14 protein-coding genes are annotated in these 15,317 nt (G+C 75.5%); 8 read left to right on the top strand and 6 right to left on the bottom strand.

Features of this window, described 5'->3' with window-relative positions:
• The first annotated feature begins 8 nt into the window (after positions 1-8).
• The gene (locus SPI96_RS01590) at positions 9-866 is read left to right on the top strand and encodes a PHP domain-containing protein (protein WP_321080616.1); all 858 of its coding nucleotides are present in this window, start codon (positions 9-11) and stop codon (positions 864-866) included.
• Positions 867-1,008: 142 nt separating this feature from the next.
• On the opposite strand, the gene SPI96_RS01585 is transcribed toward SPI96_RS01590, so the two are convergent.
• The 5 genes from SPI96_RS01585 to SPI96_RS01565 form a co-directional block, all read right to left on the bottom strand.
• Complete coding sequence (locus tag SPI96_RS01585) at positions 1,009-2,916, bottom strand: DEAD/DEAH box helicase (protein WP_321080615.1); 1,908 nt, start codon at positions 2,914-2,916, stop codon at positions 1,009-1,011.
• A gap of 242 nt (positions 2,917-3,158) precedes the next feature.
• A complete protein-coding gene (locus SPI96_RS01580; RefSeq protein WP_321080614.1) occupies positions 3,159-4,676 on the bottom strand; it encodes a ribonuclease catalytic domain-containing protein in 1,518 nt (505 codons plus the stop codon).
• Positions 4,677-4,697: 21 nt separating this feature from the next.
• Positions 4,698-4,922 carry a DUF3107 domain-containing protein gene (locus tag SPI96_RS01575; protein WP_321080613.1) on the bottom strand — a complete coding sequence of 75 codons (225 nt, stop codon included), beginning with the start codon at positions 4,920-4,922 and terminating at the stop codon, positions 4,698-4,700.
• 194 nt (positions 4,923-5,116) lie between these two features.
• Positions 5,117-5,761 (bottom strand): TetR/AcrR family transcriptional regulator, encoded by a 645-nt coding sequence (locus SPI96_RS01570; protein WP_321080612.1) that lies wholly within the window; start codon positions 5,759-5,761, stop codon positions 5,117-5,119.
• A 4-nt stretch (positions 5,762-5,765) separates the two neighbouring features.
• On the bottom strand, positions 5,766-7,109 hold the full coding sequence (locus SPI96_RS01565) for a glutamyl-tRNA reductase (protein WP_321080611.1): 1,344 nt from the start codon (positions 7,107-7,109) through the stop codon (positions 5,766-5,768).
• A 163-nt stretch (positions 7,110-7,272) separates the two neighbouring features.
• Here SPI96_RS01565 and hemE point away from each other — a divergent pair, with 163 nt between their 5' ends.
• The 6 genes from hemE (at position 7,273) to SPI96_RS01535 (ending at position 14,117) form a co-directional block, all read left to right on the top strand.
• Positions 7,273-8,451 (top strand): uroporphyrinogen decarboxylase, encoded by a 1,179-nt coding sequence (gene hemE, locus SPI96_RS01560; RefSeq protein ID WP_414601886.1) that lies wholly within the window; start codon positions 7,273-7,275, stop codon positions 8,449-8,451.
• Positions 8,448-9,962: a protoporphyrinogen/coproporphyrinogen oxidase gene (locus SPI96_RS01555; RefSeq protein ID WP_321080609.1), complete on the top strand. Its 1,515-nt coding sequence runs from the start codon at positions 8,448-8,450 to the stop codon at positions 9,960-9,962. Before hemE ends, SPI96_RS01555 begins: the two co-directional genes overlap by 4 nt.
• A gap of 115 nt (positions 9,963-10,077) precedes the next feature.
• A complete protein-coding gene (gene hemQ / locus SPI96_RS01550; protein ID WP_321080608.1) occupies positions 10,078-10,806 on the top strand; it encodes a hydrogen peroxide-dependent heme synthase in 729 nt (242 codons plus the stop codon).
• 113 nt (positions 10,807-10,919) lie between these two features.
• Positions 10,920-12,128, top strand: a complete 1,209-nt coding sequence (locus tag SPI96_RS01545) for a ferrochelatase (protein WP_321080649.1) — start codon at positions 10,920-10,922, stop codon at positions 12,126-12,128.
• Complete coding sequence (hemC, locus tag SPI96_RS01540; RefSeq protein ID WP_321080607.1) at positions 12,125-13,279, top strand: hydroxymethylbilane synthase; 1,155 nt, start codon at positions 12,125-12,127, stop codon at positions 13,277-13,279. The genes SPI96_RS01545 and hemC overlap by 4 nt, the downstream gene beginning before the upstream one ends.
• A gap of 1 nt (position 13,280) precedes the next feature.
• A complete protein-coding gene (locus SPI96_RS01535; RefSeq protein WP_321080606.1) occupies positions 13,281-14,117 on the top strand; it encodes a uroporphyrinogen-III synthase in 837 nt (278 codons plus the stop codon).
• Here SPI96_RS01535 and SPI96_RS01530 read toward each other — a convergent pair.
• Positions 14,099-14,356, bottom strand: coding sequence for a hypothetical protein (locus SPI96_RS01530; protein WP_321080605.1), 258 nt, complete (start codon positions 14,354-14,356; stop codon positions 14,099-14,101). The two genes, SPI96_RS01535 and SPI96_RS01530, sit on opposite strands and share 19 nt — an antisense overlap.
• Positions 14,357-14,468: 112 nt before the next feature.
• Between SPI96_RS01530 and SPI96_RS01525 the strand changes: the two genes are divergently transcribed.
• Positions 14,469-15,149, top strand: coding sequence for a TetR/AcrR family transcriptional regulator (locus SPI96_RS01525; RefSeq protein WP_321080604.1), 681 nt, complete (start codon positions 14,469-14,471; stop codon positions 15,147-15,149).
• The last annotated feature ends 168 nt before the right edge of the window (positions 15,150-15,317 follow it).

The following is a 15,317-nucleotide window of genomic DNA, read 5'->3' as shown; positions in this document are numbered from 1 at the left end:
TAGGAGCCATGCGCGCCGTTCGTCTCGACCTCCACACGCACTCCACCGAGTCGGACGGCACGGACGCCCCCGCCGACGTCGTCCGGGCGGCCGCCCGTGCCGGCCTGGACGGGATCGCGCTCACGGACCACGACACCACCGTGGGCTGGGAGCCCGCCGCGCAGGCCGCCCGCGAGGAGGGGCTGCTGTTCGTCCCGGGCATGGAGATGACGTGCATGGACTCGGACGGCACCAGCGTGCACCTGCTCAGCTACCTGCACGACCCGCACGAGCCCGCCCTGCTCGCCGAGCTCACCGCGGCCCGCGCGGCCCGGCTCACCCGCGCCCAGGAGATGGCCGAGCGCCTGGCCGAGGACTTCCCCCTCACCTGGGAGCTGGTGCAGGAGCACGCGGCCGAGGGGGCCACCATCGGCCGACCCCACCTGGCCGACGCCCTCGTGAGCCTGGGTGTGGTGCCGGACCGCTCCGCCGCGTTCCAGACGATCCTCACCGGGCGCTCCAAGTACTACGTGCCCCACTACGCCGCAGACCCGGTGGAGGCGGTGCGCCTGGTGCGCGCCGCCGGCGGTGTGCCCGTGTTCGCGCACCCTAGGGCCCGCATGCGCGGCCGCGTGGTGGGGGAGGACGTGATGGAGGCGATGGTGGAGGCGGGCCTGGCCGGGCTCGAGGCCGACCACCGGGACAACCCCGAGCAGGAGCGGGTGTGGCTGCGTGCGTTCGCCGCCCGCCACGGCCTGTTCGTCACCGGTTCCTCCGACTATCACGGCACCGGCAAGCCCAACCGGCTGGGGGAGTTCACCACCGGCGCAGAGGTGCTCGCCGAGATCGAGCGCCAGGGGACCGGCTCGGAGGTCGTCCGCGGCTGAGCCCGGTGCGGAGACGCCGCCAGGCCGGGAGGCTGTCCCAACACGAAGATCCGCTGCGAGAATGACCCTTCTCAGCCTTGTTCGGAGGTTCTGAAGGGTCGTTCTCGCAGCGGATCGTCATGCGCCCCGGAGGGCGTGGGGCTCAGTCCTGAGCGGCCGAGGCCTCACCGCTGCGACGGCGTCGGGTGCGACGGCGGCGCGTGCCCTCCTCGCCGGCGGGCGCCTGCACGGCGGTCTCCCGGCCGGAAGAACGCTGCGCCTCCGAGGAGCGGCGCCCGCCCTCGGACCGGCCGGAGCCGCGGCCCTCACCCCGCTCCGCTGACTGGCCGCGCTCGGAACGCCCAGTGCGCTCAGAACGCTCGGCACAGTCACCGCGCTCCTCACGGTCCGGGCGCTCAGTGCGCTCGGAACGCTCACCGCGGGTCTCCTCCCCGCGCGCCGAGCGCACCCGACGACGTCGGCCCTCGCCGCGCGTCGTCTCGGCGCCCTCGTCCTGGCGCTCGGGGCGCTCCGTCCGCTCGGAACGCTCGCGCCGCTCCCCACGCTCCGCCGCCCGCTCGCCGCGGCCACCACGGCGCCCGCCGCGGGAACCCTCACGGTCACCGCGCCCGGAGGACCGACCGCCACGGCCGGAGCGCTCCCTGGAGGAGGGGCCGCCGAGGTCCTCGAGGACCTCCCCGTCCAGGCCGGCGAGGGTGCGCTTGTCCTGGGGCAGACGACCCTTGGTGCCCTTCGGGATGCCGAGGTCCGCGAACAGGTGCGGTGAGGAGGAATACGTCTCCTGCGGCTCGGGCTGGCCGAGGCCCAGGGCCTTGTCGATCAGCGACCAGCGCGGCATGTCCTCCCAGTCCACGAGGGTCACGGCCACACCCGTGTTGCCGGCACGGCCCGTGCGGCCCACCCGGTGCACGTAGGTCTTCTCGTCCTCGGGGGCCTGGAAGTTGATCACGTGGGTGACGTCGTCCACGTCGATGCCGCGAGCGGCCACATCCGTGGCCACGAGGATGTCCACCTTGCCGTTGCGGAACGCCCGCAGCGCCTGCTCACGGGCGCCCTGGCCGAGGTCGCCGTGCAGGGCGCCGGCCGCGAAGCCGCGCGAGGCCAGCTCGTCCGCCACCCGGGCGGCGGTGCGCTTGGTGCGGGTGAAGATGATGGTCCGGCCGCGGCCCTCGCCCTGCAGAGCCCGGGCGACCAGCTCGTCCTTGTCCATGTGGTGGGCGCGGTAGACGAGCTGGCGGATGTCCTTCTTGGTCAGGCCCTCGTCCTCCGGGTCCGATGCACGGATGTGCGTGGGGTGTGTCATGTAGCGGCGGGCCATGGCCACCACGGGGCCGGGCATCGTCGCGGAGAACAGCATGGTCTGGCGCACGGCCGGCACGGCGCCCAGCAGGGTCTCCACGTCCGGGAGGAAGCCGAGGTCCAGCATCTCGTCGGCCTCGTCGAGCACCACGGTGCCCACGGCGTCCAGGCGCAGGTGGCCCTGGCGCATGAGGTCGATCAGGCGGCCGGGGGTGCCCACCACGATCTCCACGCCGCGCTGCAGCTCCTCGATCTGCGGCTCGTAGGCGCGTCCGCCGTAGATGGTGGCGATGCGCACGGGGCGGTGGCGGGCCGCGGCGGTGAGGTCGCCGGCCACCTGCACGGCCAGCTCACGGGTGGGGGCCACGATCAGGGCCTGCGGGGCGCCGTCGGTGCCGGCCTTCTCACGCTTCTCCCAGCCGGGCTCGCCCGGTGCCACCGCACGCTGCAGGGCGGGGATGCCGAATCCGAGGGTCTTGCCCGTGCCGGTCTTGGCCTGGCCGATGATGTCGTGGCCACCCAGGGCCACCGGCAGCGTCATGGCCTGGATGGGGAAGGGGTGCACGATGCCCTTGTCCGCGAGGGCGCGGACGATCGGCTCCTGGACGCCGAAGTCGGCGAAGGTCTGCTCGGGTGCGGCCGGCACGGCCTGCTCGGTCGCGGCAGCGGCAGCGGCGGCGACGTCGGCGCTCGCGGTGGCGGCGTCGTCCGGCTCGCGGGGGGTGGTCTCGTGGGAGGGGGTCTCGGTCATGGCGGCTCGCCGTTCCTGTCGGGCGCCGCGGCGGAGGGGCCCGTCCGGGCCGTGCCGCGCACGCGGTGGTGGGGAGCCGATCGCGGGGGGTGCACGGGGGTGGCGCTGTGTGCGCGAGCCCCGGTGGAACCGGGCTGGGCCGCGCCGAGGGGGCGGCCCGTGCCGGATCCGGCAGGTCGGGCACCGCGCCGTTCGCGGCGGCGGTGCATGGGTGAGTCAGATGCGACCGGTCAACCCAGGGGTCAGCGGATGCTGTGCGGCCAGTCTACCCCGGAGACGGTGACGGACCCGGAGGCGACATCCACCGCGTCCACCCGGACCCGCACCACGGCCCCGGCCTCGGCCCGGCCCGGCACGGTGAGTGCCACCGCGGGATCGGCCACCTGGACCTCCACGGCGTTCTCCCGGGCCCGCACCACCGTGCCCTCGAGCACCTCGCCCACCCTGTCCGCGAGCGCCGCCGCCTCCACGAGGTCGGTGGCTGCGCTGTCTGCGGCCGAGGCACGGCGCCCGGAGTCCGCCATGAGTGCCGGCAGCTCGGGCAGGGCCGAGCGCACCCAGCCGGGCACCTCGGCGCCGGTCACGACGGCGTGGCACAGGGCCAGGACGAAGCGGTCCACGAGGCGGCGCAGCGGGGCGGTGGCATGGGTGTAGGGGGCCGCGAGGGCCGCCTGTCGGGGGTCCTCGGGCGGGGTGCGCAGCGCCTCGTCCTCGGAGGCGGTGTCGAACACGGTGTAGCCGGCGCCGCGGAACAGGGAGGTGGCCGCGTGCATCACGGCCAGGCCGCGCGGGTCGGACGGGTCCACACCGCGCAGGTACGTGCCGTAGTCCACGCCCTCCTCCCAGGGCAGTCCGAGCGCGTGGGTGCGGGCACGGAAGGCGGCCACGGCCTCCTCGTCCGGGGCGGGCATGGTGCGCAGCACGCCCACACCGGCCTCGAGCATCACGGCCGCGGCCGCCATGCCGGTCATCAGGGACAGCTGGGCGTTGTGGTCCTCGGCCGGCAGCGGCACCCGGTGGACAATCCGGTACCGGCCGTCCTCCACGTGGACTTCCTGGTCCGGCATCGTCAGGGACGCCCCGCCGCGGGCTGCCTCCTGCGCGGCACGACGCCGGCCCACCTCCGGCAGCAGCGCCAGGCAGGCGCGCACGGGCTCGGGCCAGTCGGCCGCGGCCGGGCTCTGCGGGTCGTCCAGGAAGGCCTGGACCTCCGGGTAGGACAGCTGCCGCCGCGAGCGCACTCTGGCCCGCTCGAGCCCGGTCTCCAGGACGGTGCCGTCGGCGTCGAGCAGGAAGGTCCACACGAAGGCGGGCCGGTCGACGCCGGGCAGCAGGGAGGCGGCGTCCTCGCTGAGCACGGGCGGGTGAAGGGGCACGCGCCCGTCGGGCAGGTAGACGGTCTGGCCGCGGCGGCGGGCCTCGGCGTCCACGGCGCCCTCGGGGGCCACGAACGCGGGCACGTCGGCGATGGCGTAGCGCACCGTGATCCGCCTCTCGCCCGGGCCCTGTTCCAGGTGCAGGGCCTGGTCCAGGTCCGTGGATCCGGCCGGGTCCACGGTCACGAACGGCACGTCCGTGCGGTCCGCCCACGCCGGGCCTGAGGCCACGGCCGCCGGGACCCGCTGCGCGGCCCTCTCGGCCTCCCGGAGGACCTCCTCCGGGAAGCGGCCGGGCAGCTCGAGCTCGTCCCGCAGCCGGGTCAGCCGCTCAGCCAGGGCGGCGTCGTCCCGGCTGCGGACGTCGAGGGCGTGGTGGGGCACGGTGCGCTCCCGGGGAGCCGGTCAGGAGGCGGCGAAGCCCAGGGGGGCGGCCTTCTTGGCGCCGATCTCCACGAAGCCGATGCGGTCGGCGGGGACGACGACCTGGCGGCCCTTGGCGTCCGTGAGCGTCAGCACGGAGCCGCCGGTGAGGGCGGCATCCACCAGGGAGCGGACCTCCTCGGCGCTCTGCTCGCTCTCCAGGACGACCTCGCGGCCGACGTGCTGCACTCCGATGCGGATCTCCATGGTCCTCACGTTCCTCTCGTGCGGGGGTCTGCGGTCAGCGGTCAGCCTACGGGACCGTCCGGACCTGGCAGGGGACGCGCGGGCCCGTTCTCCCGGTGGCGTAACGCGCAGGGGAGCGGGGCGTGCGCCGTGCCCCGGAGGCGGGCCGCGCGCGGGGGAGCGGACGGGTCCGGGCCACCGGCGCCGGGGCCGGGTCAGCGGCCGGCGGTGGGCTCCGACTCGGGCTCCGGCAGACCGTCCAGCCCGTGCCACAGGCTCAGGCTCACCACGGCGGCGGCTTCGGCTGCTGACGGCCGTGTGGGCAGGTCCCGTTGGTCCGCCCAGTGGTGGGCCGAGCCGAACACCTGGGCCACGGTGCCGCGGGCGATCAGCTCGGCGGTGGGGAGGTCGTAGGGGGTGCGCTCCTGCACCATCGGGGTGATCATCCGCGTGAGCGTGCCCATCACGGACTCCAGGCGCTCGACCACCTCGGCGTCGAGCTCGGCACCGGAATCGAAGAGGATGCGGTGGCGCCGGTCCGGGGAGTCCATGTAGTCGAACACCGCCTGGACGGTCACGGACACGCGGGTCTGGTTGTCCTCGGGGCCGGCCAGGGCGGCCTGCATGCGGTCGAGCAGATCCTGGACTTCGGTGTCCATCAGCTCGAGGAACAGCTCGTGCTTGCCGGGGAAGTGCTGGTACAGCACGGGCTTGGAGACGAGCGCAGCCTCGGCGATCGCGTCCATCGCAGCGCGGGAGTACCCCTCTGCGGAGAAGACAGTCCGGGCGACGCTCAGCAGCTGGAGGCGTCGTTCGGCACGCGGCAGACGGGTGCCCGCGGCGGGGCGGTCGGCGGTCATGGGTTCAGGCTGTCCTCGATGTCGGGGCGTCGTCCTCGTCCGGGCGGACGGGGCAGGCGGAGGCCGGCGCGGGGGCGGTCTGGGGGACGGTGATGTCGAACAGCACCTCGAGGGCGCGCTCGTACTCCTCGAGCCGGCCCTCGGCGGCGAGTTCGCGGGCCCGCACGCTCGGGGCGTGCAGGAACTGGTTGACCATGCGGCGCAGGGCGAACTGCACCTCGTCCGCGGCGGCCGTGCAGCCGTGGCGGGCGCGCACACGCTCCATCTCCCGGTCCAGGGTCCGCAGGGTGTGACGCCGCAGGGCCTTGACGGCCTCGTCCGCGCTGCGCCCGCGCTGGGCCTCGGCGTAGTCCGCCACGGCGGCGTCCACCAGGCGGCGGGCCTCGACGACGGCGGCACGCGCCTGGTCCGGCGCAGCCAGGCGCACCGACTCGAGGGTGAGCAGGTCCACACCGGGCACGTCCGCCACGGCCGGGTCGAAGTCCCGGGACAGGGCCAGATCCACGAGGGTCACGGGGCGGTCCGTGCCGGAGCGCAGGACGGCCAGGGCCTGCGGGCCCACCTGCCGCTCGCCGCCGGAGCAGCCGATGATCACGTCGGCCTCGGCCACCGCACCCTCCACGTCCGTGCCGTCCAGGGGCAGCGCCCAGCCGCCGCGGTCGGCCACGAACCGGGCGGCACGGCCGGACGCCGAGTGCACGCCCACGGTGCCGGCGCCGCGGTCGGACAGCTGGGCCAGGGTGGTGCCCGCATAGGAGCCGGTGCCGATCAGCAGCACGCTCGCCCCCGCCCAGAAGCGCCGGCGCTCGGCCGTCGTCACCAGGCCGCGCAGCTCCTCGGCGAGATCCAGGGCCACGGACACCACGGACCGGCCGGTCGCGCCCAGCGCGGTGCGGGCTCCGACGTCCTTGGCTGTGCGGCTGGCCGACTCGAACAGGCGCACGAGAGCCCCGGTGGCGGTGCCGCGCTCGCGGGCCTCCACGAGGGCCCGGCGCACCTGGCCGGCGATCTCGCGCTCGCCCACCACCGCGGAGTCCAGCCCGGCACCGACCTCGAAGAGGTGGCGGGCGGTGGTCTCGGCGTCCAGGATGCGGAAGGCGTCGGCCACCTCGGCGCCGGGCAGCCCGGCGGCGGCGGCCACAGCGGCGGTGAGGGCCTGGCGGGCCTGCGCCACCTGCCCCTCGGCGGCCTCGGCGTAGATCTCCACCCGGTTGCAGGTGGCGAGTACGACGGCGCCGGCGGCCTCGGAGGGCAGGGCGGAGCCGACGCCCGAGGCGCCCGCGCTCAGGCGGGCGACGGCGTCGAGGCTCAGATCGTGGTGCGAGGCCACCAGGGAGAAGACAGTCACAGCGCGGACCATCCTACCCGGGGGTGCGTGCGGGGGCAGGGGTGGCCGGACGCCCGATCCGGTCCGGGCCGCACCGGGCCCGGGTGCCGGGCCTGGGAGCTGGGCCACACCGGGCTCGCCCGCACGTCACATGGGGACGGTGGGGTGGGGCGGGGATGGGAGAATGGGGCCCATGTCCGCAGCGAACCTGCCCCCCGAGGCCCCGTCCGCCCTGCCGGAGGACCACCCCCTGCGCACGAGGGAGGCGGGCCGGTCCACGGTCGACAGCCCGCTCCTGCGCGCCCTGCGAGGGCAGCGGCCCTCCCGCCGCCCGGTGTGGTTCATGCGGCAGGCCGGCCGCTCCCTGCCGGAGTACCGCCGGGTGCGCGAGGGCATCGGCATGCTCGAGTCCTGCCTACGCCCGGACCTGGTCACCGAGATCACCCTGCAGCCGGTGCGCCGTCACGACGTCGACGCCGCCATCTTCTTCTCGGACATCGTGGTGCCCCTGCGCCTGGCCGGGGTGGACGTGGAGATCCAGCCCGGTGTGGGCCCGGTGCTCGGCGCCCCGGTGTGCACCGCCGCCGACGTCGCCGCCCTGCCCGAGCTCGAGGACGGCGCCCTCGACGTGATCCGCGAGGCCGTGGCCGCCACCGTGGCTGAGCTGGGCACCACCCCGCTGATCGGCTTCGCCGGGGCCCCCTTCACGCTGGCCGCGTACATGGTGGAGGGGCGGCCCTCCCGGGACCACTTCGGCCCGCGCCGCCTGATGCATGCCGACCCGGCCACCTGGGCCGCCCTGGCCGGCTGGGCGGCGCGCGTGTCCGGCCAGTTCCTGCGTGCGCAGATCGAGGCCGGCGCCTCCGCCGCCCAGCTGTTCGACTCCTGGGCCGGCTCGCTCTCGGCCGCCGACTACCTCGAGCATGTGCAGCCGCACTCGGCCGCCACGTTCGCCCATGTGGCCGACCTCGCCGGCCCGGCCGTGCCCGGCGGTGCCCCGCTGCTGCACTTCGGCACCGGCACGGGCGAGTTCCTCCCGCTGATGCGTGACGCCGGTGCGGACGCCGTGGGCGTGGACCACCGCATCACCCTGGCCGAGGCGGTGCGCCGCCTGGCCGCCGCCCCCGGTGAGGACGGCCGCGGGGCCGTGCCCGTGCAGGGCAACATCGACCCGGCCCTGCTCGGCGCCCCCTGGGAGGTCCTCGAGGCGCATGTGCGCGAGGTGCTCGCCTCCGGCGACGCCGCACCCGGCCACGTGGTGAACCTCGCCCACGGCGTGCCGCCCCAGACCGACCCCGACGTGCTCACCCGGGTGGTGGAGCTCGTCCACTCCGTCCCCACCCGGGAAGGGGGTGCCGCATGAGCCGCGCCGCACTCGTCGTCGGAGGGGGCATCGCGGGACTGCTGGCGGCCCGCCGCCTGCGCGCCCAGGGCTGGGAGGTCTCGCTGGCCGAGGCCACCTCGATGCTCGGCGGCACCCTCTCGGCCCGCTTCCTCGAGGTCCCCACACGGTCCGAGTCCGGTGGCGCCACCGTGCAGACCCTCGAGCTCGACGGCGGCGCCGAGTCGTTCGCCGTGCGCGGGGCCGCCGTCCGCGCCCTCGTGGAGGAGGTGGGCCTGGGCGACCGCGTGGTCTCCCCGGAGCCGCTGGGCTCCTGGCTGCACGGCCCCCACGGGCCCGCCCCCTCGCCCCGGCTCGGGATGGTCGGCATCCCCGGCGACCTCGATGCCTGCGACCTGGCGCGCGCGCTCACCGCGGACGGACTGTTCCGGGCCCGCCTGGACGCGACCGCCCCGATGACCCGCTGGGCCGAGGCGCTCGCGCACGGTGCCCGGGTGACGGTGGCCGAGCTGGTCGCCGACCGCATGGGCCAGGAGGTCCTCGACCGGCTCGTGGCCCCGGTGGTCTCCGGGGTGCACTCGGCGGACCCGTCCGCCGTGGAGATCGAGAGGGTGGCCCCCGGACTGCTCGCCGCCGCCGTCGAGCACGGCTCCCTCGCCGCCGGTGTGGCCGCCCTGCGCGGCTCGGGCACCCCGGGGGCGGCCGTGGCCGGGATCGATGGCGGCATCTCCCGCCTGACCGGCCGGCTCGTGGAGACCCTCCGCGAGGACGGCGTCACCGTGCTGCGCGGCGTGCAGGTGGCGGCGCTGTCCCGGGTGGGCGCCACCGGCGGCTGGTGGGCGCAGATCTCCGACCGGGACGAGGAGGTCGTGCGCGGCCTCGAGGTGGACCGTGTGGTCCTGGCCGTGGACGGGCCCGAGGCGTGGTCCCTGCTGGCCCCGCTCTCGCACGGCGCCCTGGACCCGGAGGCCGGCCCCCGCCTGACGGAGGGCATCGCCCTGGCCACCCTGGTGGTGGAGGCCCCCGGGCTCGACGACGCCCCCCGCGGCACCGGCGTGCTGGTGGCCCCCGGCGCGGTGGACGAGCAGGGCGCGCCGATCCACGCGAAGGCGATGACCCACGCGACCGCCAAGTGGGCGTGGCTGCGGGAGGTCGTGGAGCGTCCGGACGCCGACGGCGTGCCCCGCCACCCCCACCGTCACGTGCTGCGCTTGTCCTACGGGCGCACCGGTGCCGGGGACCAGGACCTCGGGCACCGCTCCACGGACGAGCAGATCCTCTCCGCGGCTCTGCACGACGCCGCCGCCCTCACCGGGGTGCCCCTGCCCTCCGAGGACGTGCTCGCCACCGCGGTCACCCGCTGGCGCCGGCCCATCCCGCCGCAGACCGGCCCCGACCGGGAGGCCACGGACGCGCTCATCGCGTGGGCCGCGGACGTGCCCGGGCTGGACCTCGTCGGCGCGTGGATCCACGGCACCGGCCTGGTGGCCGTCGTCGCGGGTGTCGAACGCACGTTCGCCCCGGCCCCGTGAGGGGCCCCGCAGCCCCGCACCGGCTCCCGGCCGGGGCCCGCAGTCTCGCACCTACCCCCTCACGGGGCCTGGCACCGCAAACCGAAACACCACCACCCAGGAGGAGACGATCACGATGAGCAACGAGACGACCACGGTGAACGGCGGCACGCAGGACCTGGCCGGGAAGAACTGGTTCACCACCTACACGGTGTTCGCCCGCCCGCAGGGCCGGCCGGACTGGCTGGGCCTGGACGAGGCCGGCCGTGAGCAGGCCGTGGCCGAGCTGGACACGCTCATCGCCGAGCTCGGCGAGCAGGGCGTGACCGTGCGCGGCCTCTACGACGTCTCCGGCATGCGCGACGCCGGCGACGTGATGGTCTGGATGTACGGCCAGGTGCCGGAGGACCTGCAGGCCGCGATCCGCCGGATGCGCCGCACCCGCCTGCTGCAGGGCACCACCGTGGTGCTCTCCGCGATGGGAGCGGACCGCATGGCGGAGTTCAACAAGGAGCACGTGCCGGCCTTCGCGATGGGCCGCAAGCCCCTGGCCTGGCTGTGCTTCTACCCGTTCGTCCGCTCCTACGACTGGTACCTGCTGGACCCGAAGGAGCGTGCGCGCATGCTGCGCGAGCACGGCAAGCTCGGCCAGGACTTCCCCCAGGTGTGGGCCAACACCACCAGCGCGTTCGGCCTCAACGACTGGGAGTGGCTGCTGGGCCTGGAGTCCCCCCAGCTCACGGACCTCGTGGACATGATGCGCCACCTGCGGGACAACGAGACCCGCATGCACGTGCGCGAGGAGGTCCCCTTCTACACGGGCCGCCGGATCACGACCGCCGAGGTCCCGGAGGTGCTGGCCTGATGAACGGACAGACCGCGCACGTGACCGTCCATCCCGTGCCCGAGGAGGTCGAGCGCCCGTCCCACGCCCCGGAGCGGGCGGCGGCCGGCGTCGACTACGACGCCCTGGGCAGGATGGAGCCCAAGGAGTACGACGCGGTCGTCCTCGCATCCTTCGGCGGCCCGGAGGGCCAGGAGGACGTGATCCCGTTCCTGCGCAACGTGACGCGCGGCCGGGGCATCCCGGACGAGCGTCTCGAGGAGGTCGCCACCCACTACCGGGCCAACGGCGGCGTCAGCCCGATCAACGCCCAGAACCGGGCGCTGATCGCGGCCCTCAAGGCTGAGATGGCCGCCCGGGGGATCGAGCTGCCGGTGTACTTCGGCAACCGCAACTGGAAGCCGTACCTGCCGGAGGCCCTACGCCGCGCGCACGACGACGGCCACCGGCGGATCCTCATGGTCACCACGAGCGCGTACTCCTGCTACTCCTCCTGCCGTCAGTACCGGGAGGACATGGGCATGGCTCTGCGCGAGACCGGGCTGGAGGGCGAGCTCGACCTCGACAAGACCCGCCAGTACTTCAACCACCCGGGCTTCGTGGAGCCCTTCGCCGAGGGGCTGCGCGCAGACCTGGCCTCCCTGCGCGAGGAGCTGGGCGCGGACGCACGGATCCACGTGCTGTTCTCCACCCACTCCATCCCCACGGCGGACGCCGCGGCGGCCGGGCCCCGCGGCCTGGCCGCCGCCCTGCGGGAGCGGGCCGGGGCCGAACCGGGCGAGGCCGAGGGGGCGGACGTCTACTCGGCCCAGCACCTGGACGTGGTCCGGGAAATCCTGGACCGGGTGCCCGAGGCCGCCGGGACCGCCTGGTCCCTCGTGTACCAGTCGCGGTCGGGCGCGCCCCACGTGCCCTGGCTGGAGCCGGACGTCAACGACGTCCTCGAGGCCATCGCCGGCCCGGACGCCCCCGTGGACGACCGCGGGCGGGCGGTGGCCGGCGTCGTGGTGGTGCCCGTGGGTTTCGTGTCCGATCACATGGAGGTGGTGTGGGACCTCGACACCGAGGCACGGCGGACCGCCGAGACCTTGGGCCTGGCGTTCCGCCGCACCCCCACCCCGGGCACGGACCCGCGGTTCGTCTCCGGGCTGGTGGACGTGGTGGAGGAGCGTCTGGGCCGCCGTGAGGGCCGTGCCGCCGTCGGCTGCTTCCCCGCCTGGTACGACGTCTGCCGCCCGGACTGCTGCACGAAGGTCATGCGGGACGGCACCGTGCGCCCCACCGCCGCAGCCGTGGACGCCGAGGTGCGGGGCCTGGCTGAGCACGGGGAGGGCCGCACGTGAGCGGGGCGGATCCGACTTCCGGAGCCGCCGGCACGCCGGAGGCGGTGCTGCGCGTGGGCACCCGCGGCTCCGCGCTGGCCACCACCCAGACCGGCCATGTGGCCGAGGAGTTCACTCGCCGCACCGGCCTGGCCCACGAGCTGACCGTGATCCGCACCGAGGGGGACGTGACCACTGGGTCTCTGGCCTCCCTGGGCGGCACGGGCGTGTTCGCCTCCGCGCTGCGCTCGGCGGTGCTCTCCGGGGGCGTGGACGTGGCCGTGCACTCCCTCAAGGATCTGCCCGCCGCCCAGCCGCAGGGCCTGGAGATCGTGGCTGTGCCCCCGCGTGCGGACCTGCGGGACGCCCTGTGCGCCCGGGACGGGTTGACCCTGGCGACCCTGCCGCCCGGGGCCCGGGTGGGCACCGGGTCCCCGCGCCGGGTGGCCCAGCTGCGGGCGCTGCGCCCCGACGTGGAGACCGTGGACATCCGTGGCAACGTGCAGACCCGCCTGGCCCGGGTGCGTGGGCTTGAACTGCACGACGACGGCGCCCCGGCCGCCGCCGGCGCCCCCCGCGGTGACCTCGACGCGGTGATCCTCGCGTGCGCCGGACTGGACCGTCTGGGCCTGCAGCATGTGATCACTGAGCGGATCGACCCGGAGGTGATGCTCCCGGCCCCCGGCCAGGGTGCGCTCGCCGTGGAGATGCGCGAGCCCGAGGGGCCCTGGCTCGAGGAGGTCATGGACGCCCCGGCCGCGGACCGGCTGCGCGCCGGCCTGGAGCTGCTCGACGACCGGGACACCCATGTGGCCGTCACCGCCGAGCGGGCCCTGCTGCTGCGCCTGGAGGCCGGCTGCGCGGCCCCGATCGGGGCCGTGGCCCGGGTGGAGGAGGGGGCCGCCGAGGACGGCACGCCCGCTCCCCGGATCGTGATGTCCGCGATGGTTGCCGCCCTGGACGGTTCGCGGGTGCTGCGCCGCAGCTCCTCCGTGCAGCTGGACCCGGTGCCCGCCGACCTCGCCGAGGACCCGGCCGCCGCGGACGAGTGGGTGGAGGACACCTTGCACATGGCCGCCGGGGCCCTCGGCGTCCACCTGGCCGAGCTGTTCCTGGCCGAGGGCGCGGACCTGCTGCCGGGGGCCGTGCGCGGCGGGCGCGACGGCGTCTGAGATGCGCGTGCTGCTGACCCGTCGTCCGGCGCAGGCCGGGGGCCTCGAGGCGGGCCTGCGGGCCATGACGGGGCCGGACGGCGCCGCGTTCGAGGTGAGCTTCCTGCCCGCCACGGACACCGAGCTTCCCGACGACGACGGCCTTGCACGCCTGCGTGGGGCCGTCGCCGCGCTCGAATCCGGCGGGTATGCCGTGCTGGTGGTGACCAGCCCGAATGGGGCCCGGGCCCTGGCCGCTGTCGGTTGGGAGGGGGTGCTGCCGTCCGGGGTGCGGGTGGCCGCCACCGGGCCGGGCACGGTGCGGGTGTTGCGCGAGGTCGGCCTGCGGGCCGAGGTATGGGTGCCGATGGCGGATCGCTCCGCCGCCGGGATCCTGGCCGGTCTGCCGGGGCCGGAGGCGGCGGGGGAGCGGCTGCTGCTGCCGCAGTCCGCGCGTGCCTCCGAGACGCTCGGTGCTGGCTTGGCCCGGCGCGGCTGGGAGGTGGACCGTGTGACGGCCTACCGCACCGTGGCGTACCCGGGGGAGCCCGCCCGGCGCCTGCTGCCGGAGGACCCGCCCGGGGTGCGGGCGGTCACCCCGGCCGAGCTGGGCGATCAGCCGGCGGGGACCGCCCTGGTGCTCACCAGCCCCAGCGCGGTGGAGGAGCTGCTGGGCACCGGTGCCGCGGACGTGCTGCTCTCGGGGGCGGTGCCGTGTGTGGCCCTCGGTCCGCCCACACGCCGGGCCATGGAGGCCGTCGGCGTGCCCGTGGCCGCACAGGCGGCGACTCCGGACGCTGCGGGCGTGGCCGCGGCCCTGCGGACGCTGGGGGCACCGGGTCAGCGGCCCTCGGGGTGACCCTCCGGCCGGTCGGTGGTGTGCGCCTCGTCCTCGGGCCGGACCACTGCGGAGCCGATGAGGTCGACCCGAGGCGCCCGGAGGATCGCCACGGCCACGTTGTGGAACCCGGTGTGCTCGAGCACGCAGGAGGCCTCTTCATCTGAGAGGTCGTAGGCGTGCGCGAGCATCCGCACGTTCTCTGTGTAGAACGCGTGGAGGCGGTCCACGCCGCGCAGGAAGTCCAGGGTGTTCGCCATGTCGACCACTGTGGGCCACCGGGGCGTCGCTGTGGTGTCCGGCGGATGAACGGGCGGAGACGGCGCCGACTCCGGCCGGTCACACAGCCGATTCCTCACTACGATGGGGCGCATGGCCGGCGACTTCGACCCCCAGGTGCGCCGCCGACTCATCCACGAGGCGGTGGTGCGGCTGCTCGTGCGGGAGGGCATTGACGCCGTCAGCTTGCGGAACGTGGCCCGTGAGGCGGGGCTGGCCCTGGGGTCTCTGCGCTACATCCACCCCTGCCGGGCGGACCTGTTGATCGCCGTCGCCGAGGAGCTGTACCACCGGAACGTGGCCCGGGCGGCCGCGTTGGTGGACCCATCAGACCCGGCCGGTTCCGCCCGCGCCCTCGCCGAGATGATGCTGCTGATGGAGGAGAGGGACCGCCCCCAGGTGGACGTGTACCTGGCCCTGATGACGGAGGCTCGCCACGAGCCCCGCCTGCGCCGGGTGCGAGACAGCTACCGCGACGGCGTCCGCCGGGCCTGCGAGCGCATCGTCCGGGCGCTGGGCCCGGCCCCGGAGAGCAGCCGTCCGCTGACGGCTGGCGAGGCGGCCGAGGCGGCGCGCCTGCACGTCATGATCGACGGCCTCGCTGTGGCCCTGCACCACCGCGCACACGGTTCGGGCACCCCCGAGGAAGCTCCTGAGGAGGCCCACGAGGAGGTTCGTCACCGCTGCCGGGCCGTGCTCCATGCGGAGCTGGACCGGATCGCCGCCCTCCACGGTGAGTGGTCCGCGGGAGAGGGGCAGCCGGCCAGCCGGTAGGCGGCAGCGTCCGCAGGGGTCTGCGGTCACCCGGCGGGCTCGGCCGAGGGGGAGATCACCGGCGGCGCCGCTGCTTGAGGCTGACCTCCATGGAACGGCCCTCCGTGCGGGTCTGCAGGTAGGGCTGGTCCGCCACGAGCGTGGACAGCTTCGCGTGCCCGAACTCGC

Origin of the sequence: Micrococcus sp., assembly GCF_034179925.1 — a bacterium.
Classification (GTDB): domain Bacteria; phylum Actinomycetota; class Actinomycetes; order Actinomycetales; family Micrococcaceae; genus Micrococcus.
Note: the sequence above shows the minus strand (reverse complement) of the source record. Positions and strands in the feature narration are given on the sequence as shown.

Coding starts and splice junctions, on each gene's coding strand:
- SPI96_RS01590 (WP_321080616.1), top strand. CDS start 9: ATGCGCGCCGTTCGTCTCGACCTCCACACGCACTCCACCGAGTCGGAC.
- SPI96_RS01585 (WP_321080615.1), bottom strand. CDS start 2,916: ATGACCGAGACCCCCTCCCACGAGACCACCCCCCGCGAGCCGGACGAC.
- SPI96_RS01575 (WP_321080613.1), bottom strand. CDS start 4,922: ATGGAGATCCGCATCGGAGTGCAGCACGTCGGCCGCGAGGTCGTCCTG.
- SPI96_RS01570 (WP_321080612.1), bottom strand. CDS start 5,761: ATGACCGCCGACCGCCCCGCCGCGGGCACCCGTCTGCCGCGTGCCGAA.
- hemE (WP_414601886.1), top strand. CDS start 7,273: ATGGGGCCCATGTCCGCAGCGAACCTGCCCCCCGAGGCCCCGTCCGCC.
- SPI96_RS01555 (WP_321080609.1), top strand. CDS start 8,448: ATGAGCCGCGCCGCACTCGTCGTCGGAGGGGGCATCGCGGGACTGCTG.
- hemQ (WP_321080608.1), top strand. CDS start 10,078: ATGAGCAACGAGACGACCACGGTGAACGGCGGCACGCAGGACCTGGCC.
- SPI96_RS01545 (WP_321080649.1), top strand. CDS start 10,920: ATGGAGCCCAAGGAGTACGACGCGGTCGTCCTCGCATCCTTCGGCGGC.
- SPI96_RS01535 (WP_321080606.1), top strand. CDS start 13,281: ATGCGCGTGCTGCTGACCCGTCGTCCGGCGCAGGCCGGGGGCCTCGAG.
- SPI96_RS01530 (WP_321080605.1), bottom strand. CDS start 14,356: ATGGCGAACACCCTGGACTTCCTGCGCGGCGTGGACCGCCTCCACGCG.
- SPI96_RS01525 (WP_321080604.1), top strand. CDS start 14,469: ATGGCCGGCGACTTCGACCCCCAGGTGCGCCGCCGACTCATCCACGAG.